The 11,324-nt window shown below is 46.4% G+C and carries 7 protein-coding genes and 1 pseudogene; all 8 read right to left on the reverse strand.

Annotation, left to right across the window (positions count from 1 at the left end):
• Positions 1–223: 223 nt before the first annotated feature.
• A complete protein-coding gene (locus M3650_RS19640) occupies positions 224–652 on the reverse strand; it encodes a V4R domain-containing protein (RefSeq protein ID WP_251577053.1) in 429 nt (142 codons plus the stop codon).
• A 312-nt stretch (positions 653–964) separates the two neighbouring features.
• Positions 965–4,150 carry a bifunctional cytochrome P450/NADPH--P450 reductase gene (locus M3650_RS19645; RefSeq protein ID WP_251577054.1) on the reverse strand — a complete coding sequence of 1,062 codons (3,186 nt, stop codon included), beginning with the start codon at positions 4,148–4,150 and terminating at the stop codon, positions 965–967.
• A gap of 148 nt (positions 4,151–4,298) precedes the next feature.
• A complete protein-coding gene (locus M3650_RS19650) occupies positions 4,299–4,865 on the reverse strand; it encodes a TetR/AcrR family transcriptional regulator (protein ID WP_251577055.1) in 567 nt (188 codons plus the stop codon).
• A 208-nt stretch (positions 4,866–5,073) separates the two neighbouring features.
• On the reverse strand, positions 5,074–5,673 hold the full coding sequence (locus M3650_RS19655; protein ID WP_019422208.1) for a sugar O-acetyltransferase: 600 nt from the start codon (positions 5,671–5,673) through the stop codon (positions 5,074–5,076).
• A 330-nt stretch (positions 5,674–6,003) separates the two neighbouring features.
• Positions 6,004–7,008: a helix-turn-helix transcriptional regulator gene (locus tag M3650_RS19660; RefSeq protein ID WP_251577056.1), complete on the reverse strand. Its 1,005-nt coding sequence runs from the start codon at positions 7,006–7,008 to the stop codon at positions 6,004–6,006.
• Between the two features lie 125 nt (positions 7,009–7,133).
• Positions 7,134–8,876 (reverse strand): ABC transporter ATP-binding protein, encoded by a 1,743-nt coding sequence (locus M3650_RS19665; protein WP_251577057.1) that lies wholly within the window; start codon positions 8,874–8,876, stop codon positions 7,134–7,136.
• A complete protein-coding gene (locus M3650_RS19670; RefSeq protein WP_251577058.1) occupies positions 8,873–10,711 on the reverse strand; it encodes an ABC transporter ATP-binding protein in 1,839 nt (612 codons plus the stop codon). Before M3650_RS19670 ends, M3650_RS19665 begins: the two co-directional genes overlap by 4 nt.
• A 184-nt stretch (positions 10,712–10,895) precedes the next feature.
• Positions 10,896–11,198, reverse strand: a pseudogene (locus M3650_RS19675) (MFS transporter); the annotation flags it as partial.
• Positions 11,199–11,324 lie beyond the last annotated feature (126 nt).

Raw genomic sequence — 11,324 nt, forward strand, 5'->3', positions numbered from 1 at the left:
CGTCCAAATGCTATTCAAAAAAACAGAAAGCGCCAACCGAATGGTTGTCCATAATCCTCCGCCTAAGTCCCCATTAGGGAATGTACTGTATCGCCATGGGAACCCCCTTGTTTTAAAAAATATATAAAAAAAGCCTCCTCACTAATCAATAGTGGGAAGCTTCTATTTCGGCAAGTTAATCGAGAGGAACGACAACTATAGTTTTTTATGTATTGGGCAAACCCTATCGTATATAACGGATCTCATATTCACAATGATCATCCCCGCATACGTTGCACATAACTTCTCGCACGGATACCTTGTCTTTCCATATTTTATTGATAGCCCCTTCTAATATGGCTCCTTCCAAATCACAGACCATCTTCCCTTCCATCACCGGAAGCCCCTTGCAGAAACATTCCTCAACTGCTATCCGAAGCTTATGCTCATCCTGATATACAACTTTAGGAATACCAATCTGAAGCTCTTCGAACAGAACCAAGATATCCTCTAACGTGGATACAGGCAGCGATTCTCCTATTTTGCGGCCAATTGTGACGGTAGTTCCCTTCCCGCCCATAGGCAGTGCTTGATGTAAGCCAATCAAGCGGATTGTCCGGAACAACTCCAGTGGCACCTGGGTTCCCAACTTCTCCCGACCGATTAACTTCATGTCTTAGTAAGTAAATGCTTCTTTCATGCCTGCTGCGCCTCTCTTTGCTTACTTTATAGGGTACGGCTATAGTTTAACATTTCAGTATAATAAGAGAGTGATCCTGCACACATTTATGAATAACAGTGACTCTAATTTGAGATTACATAGTATTTTGTACATATGTAATTAAATCGGATTCATCCCTTATACCAAGCCTTTAACAAGAACGGCGAATTTAAAAAGGACGCTCGCCTGAGAGCGCCCTTCATTCGCAACAAATATAATGGTAAGGTAACAGTACCATCATTTGCGCATCGTTAATCCATAAAATCAAGCTTTTCCGCCTGCCCACACGTCTTTGACATAATGTCCTTCAACCTCGAGACGATCCAGCCATTTTTTTGCTTCTGTTTCGCTAACGCCGCGAACAACTTGATAAGATTTTTGCAGGGTTGCCTCTACATCTGGGGCCATCTTGCTCCCGTCTCCGCACACATAGAACCGTCCTCCCTGATCCAAGATGCCGATTAGCTCCTGCTCACGCTGTTTCATCAGATGTTGAACATAAGTTTTCGGCTGCCCTTTAATCCGTGAAAATGCGGTGTGTACGGTAACAAGCCCCTCTTGTTGGTACTGCTCCAGCTCTTCTTCGTATATATGATCCATTGCATCGCGGCAGCCGAAATAGAGATGCGCTGTGCCGAGATGAACTCCATCTCGCTTGAGTGCGCGACGTGCCTGAAGAAACCCGCGGAACGGCGCGACCCCAACCCCCGGTCCTACCATAATAATCGGAGTCCCTGGATCTTCAGGAAGCTGGAAGCCCGACTGCGGCGTACGCACGAACATCACGATCGAATCTCCCGGCTGCATGTCGGCAAGATAATTGGAAGCAACCCCTCGATATTCATGTTGGCCGCTCCATGCAGGTCCGCGCACAACGCCAACGGTAATGCTGGCCTCCTGCGGCTGTATGCGAGGAGAACTGGAAATCGAATAGTATCTAAATTTAAGAGGAGGCAAAAGCTCCAAAAAGCGTTCGAACGACATTTCGCATGCCTCGTATTTTTCCAACAGGTCAAGGATCGAAATCCGTTTCTGAAGGACGTTCAATTTGTATGCTTCTTCCCCCATCATAGCTTCCAGCTCTAGCTTATGCGGCGGACATATGGTCAATGCGGCAAGCTCCCGAATCTGCGCTCGAGTTGCGGCCTCTTGCAATTCCACGCTGCGGCTCAGCAGGTCGTATAGCTTTACAGGGCGATCCAGCGGCAGGTGCGCCACGCTCAATCCGGTCGTATGCAGAATGACATGGTCGTTGCCATTCAACCCAAATCGGCTTAATACACGCTCGACAAGTTCTTTTCGATTCAGAGGAAAAACGCCCAAATGATCTCCCTCTCGATACGACACTCCTTCCGGTAGTTCGATTTCAATATGACGCGTACTGCGCCCATCCCCTCCTTTTTGGAGTTCGTGGTTGTCTAGTATCGTTGTGTAATGGGCATTATACGTTTCGGCAAGCGGTGCATCTACCGTTCCGCTGACAACCTCTATAGACAAAGCAGGGGTTACGCGTCTTTCCTTTTCTTTGACGCTCAATCCGAATGAGCCCATGACTGCAGGCCACAACTGATCACGCCAGATTTCCACCTCTGTCTCGAAATCGCCGCTGGCGTCGCCTTTCCCGATAGGAAGCAGCCTTGTTGCTCCTTTGGATGCGAGCTGCTCGTCAATGAATTTCGGGACGCTCTGATACGTGCTGGCCCAGTTATGGTCACCGCAACCAAAGACGCAATAACGAACACCTTCCAATTCACCGGGCGTCACTTCTTGCAACCACTGAACGAAGCCGTGCGCATTATTGGGCGGCTGGCCATTATAAGAAGCCGTTACAATATAAGTAACGCCGTCTGTGGGCAGTTTGCCAGTATAATCATTCAGAGGCGCAACCTTGCTTCGGAAGCCTTGATAACGTGCCGTATCCGCTAATTCCCGGGCAATACCCTCCGCTGTGCCAAGATCGGATCCATAAAGCACCAGCAACGGAGTATCATGGCGTTCCACCTGATCCGGCTCGCCTTGATTAACCGCTATATTCATTGCCGATTGCGTACTGCACCCGCCGCCTGCAGGGAGATAGCCGGCTTGTTTGTTGCGGGCACGGACTTGCATGGTGAACCCTTCGGGTTTCAATGTTAGCGATTCCATTAACTTCAATTGATAGTGAGTATGATCGATGAGTTCGAAATGTTTGAGAATCAGTCCCAGCACAAGCGTCGCCTCTTGCAGAGCAAATTGCTGACCGATGCAAGCCCGCTGACCGATACCGAATGGTTTGTAGGCATCATGGGGAATTCGGCTCGAATCCTCGAACCGCTCCGGACGGAATTCCTCCGCATCGTCTCCCCACGCGGTAACATCGCGATGCAATTGAGGGATCAGCACAAGCAAGCGATCCCCTTGTTTCATAGCATATTTTCCAGCGAGCAGCGTATCTTCTTTCACTTGCAGATTAAAGGCCGGGGCTGTAGGCCATAGACGCAGCGACTCATCGAGAATCATCCGGATATATTTCAAGTTCTTTACCTGAGCGTAAGTCGGAACGGGATCCGTTAATACGCGATCCACTTCCTCATATCCCTTTTGCAGCTTATCGCGATTGTTCAACAGAAAATACAACGCAAAAGACAATAAACCGCTTGTAGTCTCGTGTCCGGCTACCAAAAACGTAATGATCTGAAAACGAATATTCGCATCATCCAAAGCTTCTCCCGTATCCGGATCTTTTCCCTGCAGCATATGGGCTAACAAGTCATCCGTCTCCTGATGACCGTGGGCTCTGCGTTCGGCGATGATTTTATCCACTAATGAGAACATAACCCCGATGTCCTGCATAAACTGGCGCCTCGTCTTAATCATGAGCTTATCTTGAATGCCGAGACGCTGAGCTTGATTCATAGCTTCATTCAACGCCCGAACCATACTGGTGACGAACGGATGGGGTTGTTCTCGATAGAAGCTGTTGAACCGATAATTGAAGCCGCATAACCCGATCGTATCCATTGCCAGCCTGGTCATGTCCTCCGGAACCTCTACGCATTCGTCGGGATTCAGGCGCGACCACTTTTGAATAAGCTGCGTGGCCAGATCCAGCATCATATCAAAATATCCGCGCATAGCCGTGCGGCTGAAGCTCGGGAGCAAAATATTGTGGGCCTTCTTCCAATTCAGATCATCGGTTTCGGACGTGAACAAGCCGTCCCCTGCGAAAGCTCGCACGTTGTCTAAAATCGTTTTATCCACGACCTTGCCGAAGCGTGATGTATCACTCAATTCTTTCGCCAATTCATATCCCGAAATAACATGCAAGGTTCCGAACGGCAGCTTCATTCGATAAATTTCACCGAATTCTTCCGCAAGCTTCATGAATGACATAACGGGTGTGTCAGGATTAATTTGGGGCACATTTCCGAGTGGACCGTACGATTTGGGCTGTGGAATCGCAATGGACATGTTACTACGCCTCCTTAAATATCATACTTCTTTTTGGCAAGAGGTAGTTCAATAGGCGCCTGCTTTTGGTACTGAAAATCGACCTTAGTGAACGCGGACTAAAGTAGGAATGAATGTTCATTCCGCTTGCGTTATGAAGACGACCGAGTCAATGGACTCGGATCGCATTCCAGCAGCATTCCTCCACGCCTGCAAGAAGTTCGTCCGTTTCCTCCAGTACCTCCGCTCTTATCGTTTCAAATAATTTGACGAGAGCACCATAGAAAATGGAGATCAACGCATTAGGCGGTAACAAGGAGATAATGCCTTGCTGCTGTCCTTGGACTAAAAAGTGACGAATAAAATCCATGCCTACTTCGAATGATTTCAGGCTTTTATCGTCCAGTAATCGAGGATTCAAGTGCGAGTCGATGAACGAAAAAGCTTCCCTGTTCGCTTTTGCGAAGTGGATCGTTTGAGAAAAAATGTGATGAAACTGCTGGCGAACGGTTCCGGATTCGGGAAAACCTTGCGTTATCGTCTGGAAAAATTGCTCTACGCATTCTTGAAACAAGGAATTCAGTAGAACCTCTTTATTGTCGAAATATCGATAAATGGTACCGGCGCCTACTTTTGCAGTGTCTGCTATCATCGGTACGGTCGTCGCATCGAAACCGCGTTCGGTAAAAAGATTCAATGCTGCTAGTGAAATATCTTCTCTCTTATTCGTCGTCACTAGATCTCACCTTTCATGCGGAATGAATGTTCATTCCATTACATATTATACCAACAAAGTTAAGAATTCAAGTCTGAATATAACGTTGATTCAGCCTCTTTCGCCGTATCCCAATATTTCAGCAGCAAAAATTATCGTTACAATAAAAAAACCGCGATATACGCGGCTCCTTTGGTTCAATGTACTACGGCATTGCTACTCTTTGGCGTTATCTTAGTGTTAGCAGATAGTCGGTCTTGTCAGCTTCGGTAATTTCTCTAAGCACTTTACAAGGAACGCCAACTGCAATCACGTTGCTTGGGATATCAGAAGTAACCACACTTCCAGCGCCAATCACCGTATTGTCTCCAATAGTAACACCGGGCATGACCGTTACATTTGCTCCAAACCACACATTATCCCCCACTCTAATGGGCTTAGAAAAGCAACCGCCTTGCTTACGTTCTTCATGGTTAATGGCATGATTAGAAGTGTATAGTCCAGCTCTGGGACCAAAAAGTACGTTATCACCAATGGTAATTTCCCCGCCATCTAACATCACACAATCGAAATTTGCATAGAAATCATTGCCAATATGAATATTGGCTCCGAATTCACAACGGAATGTTGGCTCAAAATGAACATTTTCACCAATGCTACCCATAAATTCTTGGAGAATCTTTTCTCTTGTTTCACGTGGTTGTCCGAAACTTTGATTGTATTCGTTGGTTTTCAGTACTATTTTCTCTCTATACGCTACTATTTCTGGATCTAAATCGTTATACATTTTTCCTGTTTTCATAAAGTCAAACTTATTTTGAATACTCATATCATTTCTCCCATTGTAAAAAAAGGTTATATTTAATATGTTCTATATATAATTATTATATCGATATAATTCTGCTACTTCAACATCAATTCGTGACTGTATTCACTAACAACCTATTCCATATCAATCCAGTCAATGTTTGCATATGCCGCCTTTTTGTTGGCCCATTGTAATTTAATCCATCACTACTTATGCGGAATACGCATGCTCGTACGCGTAGTAATCATCTGATCAAGGTGATAGCCCATGGCTTGCGGAATGCAATGCGATTGACGAGCATTCGTAATATTCCTCATTTACTTTAAGAGTCAAGCTAGCTTTCTTGGCTAATCACCTGGAAACAATGTGCGGATTCTTTTGTTGGGAAAGAGCAACTGCGGAGGCAAGTTTTCCGAATTCACTAGGGTTGTATCCGAAGGTCTTGCGAAAGAGCGACGCAAAGTGGCTTACATTGTGATACCCAACCATGATGGCCGTTTCACTGACATTGGCTTTTCCTTGCTCTAATATATATCGCGCTTCATTCATTCGCAGGCTTCGCACATAACCGAATACAGTCGTGCCGAACAACTCTTTGAAGCCGAGCTTCAGCTTGTAATCGTTAAGCCCGGTTAATCTTGCAAGTCCAAGCAAGCTCGGAGGCTGCTTCCAAGTACGAGATAATATAGCCTTCGCTTCATGAAGGCATTGGATATCTTCGGCTGTCAGCTTGGATTTCACTTGCTGTCTCATCTCTTCCTTATCCGCTCCATCTAAATGAAAGGCCAGCAATTCGAGTGCTTTCCCTTCCAAGTAAAGCTTCTGAAGTGATCCGTTATACGGACAATGCTTCATTTGCTCCACGATGAGCGGAATTTGCGGAGAACCTGCCGTTTGTCTGCAGTAGACCGGATTGGCCGTCAATCGCTCCAACTCGGGAAGATTGGCGTCGAAATGCCGCAAATCGATGCGAAGCTCCATATGCTGCAAAGGCTCTTTTGGGGACAGCTCGGCATGCAGCCTCGCCTCCCTCATATATATCAGCGACGAGACGCCTGCGGATAAGTTGAAGGCTTGGGTCGATGTCTCCCAGCAGCCTGTGCCAGACATCGTATAAGAGATTTCCAAGTGAGGATAATGAATCCCGACATCCATCGTAACCGGCTCGTGCAATTCGGCGTCGAACCAATTGATCTCCAAGCCTTGTCTTAAGAAAATCCGTTGTAAATGCCCTGTTCCGCTCACTGTCGGAATGGAATAGATTTGATGGTGCTGCTTCTGTGGGGGGGATGGAGTGACATCTTGCCAGTCCCCGTAAGCGCCGCTCAAATCCCAGGTGTCTATTTGCAGTTTCAAAGCTACTCTCCTCCACTCTAAGTGCCATCAAGATGAGTTCATTTTATCCTAATAAAAATATGTTGTAAATACGAAAAACTTTTTCCCAAAGGAAAAAGTTTCGTTGTGAACATCCTTATGTCGATTCAAGATTTGACTTGCCAGCCATTGGAGTCCTGTTGCAGCCTCCACAAATTGGCATATAACCCTTCTTGGTCCAGCAGTGCCTGATGAGTACCTTCTTCAACGAGTTTCCCATGTTCAAGGACAAGGATCTGGTCTGCGTTCTGAATCGTTTTGAAGCGATGCGCAATCAGAATAACCGTTTTATTGGCAACCAGTTCATTGATGGCCTGCTGCACAGCAAGCTCGTTCTCCGGATCCAAAGAAGCGGTTGCTTCATCCAGCAGCACAATCGACGCATTCTTCAACAATGCTCTGGCAATCGAAATCCGCTGCTTCTCACCTCCGGATAATGTCGAGCCGCCTTCTCCTACCGGCGTATCATATCCTTGCGGCAATTGGGAGATGAAGTCATGACAACAAGCGCGCTTGGCCGCTTCTTCAATCTCTGCTTGCGATGCGTTCATGTTGCCGATGCGGATATTGTTGCCGATCGTATCTTGGAATAGATACACATCCTGGAATACCATGGACATATGCTGCAGCAGGTTTTCCGGATTGACATCTCGAATGGATTGTCCCCCAATCCTGATTTCTCCCTGTTGAACTTCCCAGAAGCGCGCAATCAAGCGTGTTACGGTGCTCTTCCCGCTTCCGGACGGTCCTACCAAAGCCGTGATCGTATTCGGTTGGATCGTATAAGACAAGTCCTTCAGGACAGGCGTATCGGCGTCATATCCAAAGGTGACATGGTCAAATACGATCGGCCCGGAAGACTCGATGCTTGCCGTGCCCTGCATCGGTTCATGCTGCTGCACGTCCATGATCCTCTGTGCGCTATAAGCAGAATACCGCATTCCGCCATAGTTCATTAACACGACGGTTAACGGCTCAAATGTTCGGGTCCCAAGCAGCAAGAACAAAAGAAAGATGGGTAGAGTCAACGTTCCGCCAACAAGCAGATAGCTCCCGGCATAAATCATGATGGTCATCCCGGAGCGGATCAGCAGCATCGCTCCCATAATCAGAGGACCTACGAGACCTTCCAGCCGAATAGAAGCGCGTTTCAATTGGTCAAATGAAAGGCGTAAACGTTCAAACCGATCCCCGCCCATATTGTGGGCTTTGATCTCGCGTATACCGGCTAAATACTCCTGCAGTCGACTGGCAGCCTCATTTTTGGCTTTGACATGACGTTCACTTAAGCGCGCTTGAATCGAGTCTGTCAGCCACAGCAGCAATCCCCCTATTGGGACCGCTATGAACATGGACAATGCCATTCTCCAGTCCACAAATACAAGTCCCGCAAATGCCAGTACAGGCAGCATAATCGCGCTAATCAATTGCGGCACATTGTGAGATATCGTATGTTCGACTTGTCCGTAGTCGCTCAGCAATAAGTTCGTCATATCACCTGGATCGCGCTGTCCGAAATAACCTAACGATAGATGTCGCAGGTGCTCGGCCATTTTTAAGCGACCGGATGCTGCCAAGCTATAGGCAGCTTTAAAGGATTTATCGTAAAGAAAAGAAGTAGCGGCATAGGACACCATCAGCCAGACGATCAGAATGATGCATACGATCCACATCCGCCCGGTGTTCAAGCCCTTTTCCGGATACGCAAAAGATTCATAAATGATATTAAAAATATCGATTAGCAAAGCTGCCGGAATGATTTTGGCTATGCCGTCCAATATAGCTGCAAAAGCGGAAGGCCATAAATTTTTGATGTTGCCTGCCGAAATGTTGTAAAAGTATTGATTCATCTGGAAGCCTCCCCTGCAGGAATTGCTTGTGGCGATATTATATTCTCCGCACCCAGTCTCCAAGAGGAGGCACTTTGATGTGCTTGCCACATTTGCTCGTACAACCCGTTTTCTGCCCGCAGTTCGTCATGCGTTCCGCGTTCGACGATTTCCCCTTGCTTGACGACAAGAATTTGTTCTGCCGCACGAATCGTGGACAGGCGATGAGCAATGATAAGGACGGTCTTCCCTTTCACAAGCTCAATCAGCCCTTGCTGAATCTTCTTTTCGTTTTCAGCGTCCGCATAAGCCGTCGCTTCGTCCAGCACCAGAATTGGCGCATTTTTAAGCAGCGCCCGAGCGATGGCAATTCGTTGCGCCTCTCCCCCGGATAAATAGGTGCCGCCCTCTCCTATTTTCGTGTCGTACCCGTGCTCCAGCTTCTCGATGAATTCATGACAGCAGGCAGTCTTTGAGACTTCAATGACGGCTTCTTTGGAAACTGTCATATTGCCCATTCGAATATTCGCTTCAATCGTATCGTAAAAAAGATGAACGTCTTGAAATACAAAGGAGACGGTTTCCATCAACTTATTCGTTCCCATCTCTCGAATCGGAACGCCGCCAATCGTTATCTCGCCCTCCTGAACATCCCAAAAACGAAGCAATAGATTGGCAATGGTCGATTTTCCGCCGCCTGAAGGACCGACTAATGCTGTCATTTCCCCTGCTTTTGCCACAAAATAAATGTCCTGTAATACTGATTTGAAATCTTTGCTTTCTTTCCGTTCATATGCGAATGAAACATGCTGGAAGGCGATATCGTAACTGACAGGAACTTGGGGTACAACAGGCTCCGTTACAACCGGTTCCGCAAACACAGCTTCAATCCGCTTGTTTCCTTCTACAATTTCTCTCAGCCCGCCGCCCAGATACATCAAATTCAACAACGGCGTGGATAAGCTTGGTGCAATAATGAGAAACAAAATAAACGTAATCGCAAACGATTGATTGCCGGAATTACCGCTCAACAACATAATTCCGATGGGGATAATGAAAGTAAACAAAGAGCTTACAATGACAGAAAAGAAACTGTACGGTGTCTTAAATAAATCCGTAATATGTAAAGAAATATCGCGGTATCTGGTCACTGCTTGCTTGAAAGTGAGAAATGAATCGGCCGTGATCCCGAATACTTTTACTGCCGGCATACCTCTGACATATTCCACGCCTGTTGCATTCATTTCTTCCACCGCATGTTGAAATTCTCTGTAGGCCGTTTGTCCCATTACGTTGCCGAACATACGGAACTGCAGCCAAAATCCGATGCCGATCGGAATGAGCAGCACGAGAGCCAGCCGCCAGTCGAGCCAAAATAAATAGCTGATCAATAGAATCGGCATAATCACCGCACAGACGGTATCAGGCAATTGGTGAGCAATAAATTTTTCTATTTTTTCAACACTGACCTCGATTATTTTTTTAAGTTCCCCTGTCGCCGTTTTCGTATGATAACCCATTGGAACTTTTGCAACATGCTCGGCCAGTCGAACCCTTAGCTTATAGAGGATGTTAAAAGCTGCGATATGAGAACACATTACACCGATATATAAAGTAAGTAACGCGGCAATCAAAGCGATGAGAGCAAAGATACCCCAATATAGGATATATTCCTTGTCTATGCTTGCAGGCTGCTGCGCATGTCGCAACAATTCCTCGATAATGTTATATACCGCGATAAAGGGTGCGATTTGCAACAGGCTTGAAAGAATGGAGAACAAGCTGGCCGCTGTTAATAATCCCTTTTTTTCACTGGCTATTTTTATCAAACCTGACATTTCAGATTTGGCACTCATGTCTATCCCTTCCTTCGTATAGTCTACTTAGCAGCAAGTGCTTAGTAATATAGGGTGATATATTGTTGTCTAGTCAACATGAGATTGAGGATTGCATGACTATAATCATTAATCCTATATTAACGATAAAGATAATCATTATCAATGGGTGCGAAAAAAATGAACCATTTAATATGGATGATTGCTATTGACCGGTTCCCGCTCTGCTCTCGGCAGTCCTATTTGTCACGGTAAACATCGTTATGGCCAACACGAGAACCAAAGCAGCGATGATTGCAAACGGAAGATGTCTATTTACTTGGTAAAGGCTTGTGCTAAGAATTGGCGCAATCACAGCCGAAAGACCTTGAACGGATGCTAAAAGACCCGCTATGCCTCCCTGTTGCTCGCGGGAAACGGCGAGCGATGAACCCGCCATAAAGCCTGGCATCATGAGACCCGCTCCTACCCCGAACAAAAAGAATGCCAGGTAATAGCTGAGCAAGCTATATAAGTTGAATCAAAGTTCTTAGCAACCCTTGGCAAGGAAAAATGAACTATTTGTCGAATAAGAAACAGATAAAGAAACGGACAAAGTGGGGGAACGCCATGGATAAGCATAATGAACTGGAAA

It is taken from the genome of Paenibacillus sp. MER TA 81-3 (assembly GCF_023713585.1).
Lineage (GTDB): Bacteria > Bacillota > Bacilli > Paenibacillales > Paenibacillaceae > Paenibacillus_B > Paenibacillus_B profundus.

Bases quoted from the DNA above. Each gene is read 5' to 3' on its own strand.
- M3650_RS19640 (WP_251577053.1), bottom strand. From the start codon at position 652: ATGAAGTTAATCGGTCGGGAGAAGTTGGGAACCCAGGTGCCACTGGAG.
- M3650_RS19645 (WP_251577054.1), bottom strand. From the start codon at position 4,150: ATGTCCATTGCGATTCCACAGCCCAAATCGTACGGTCCACTCGGAAAT.
- M3650_RS19655 (WP_019422208.1), bottom strand. From the start codon at position 5,673: ATGAGTATTCAAAATAAGTTTGACTTTATGAAAACAGGAAAAATGTAT.
- M3650_RS19665 (WP_251577057.1), bottom strand. From the start codon at position 8,876: ATGAATCAATACTTTTACAACATTTCGGCAGGCAACATCAAAAATTTA.
- M3650_RS19670 (WP_251577058.1), bottom strand. From the start codon at position 10,711: ATGAGTGCCAAATCTGAAATGTCAGGTTTGATAAAAATAGCCAGTGAA.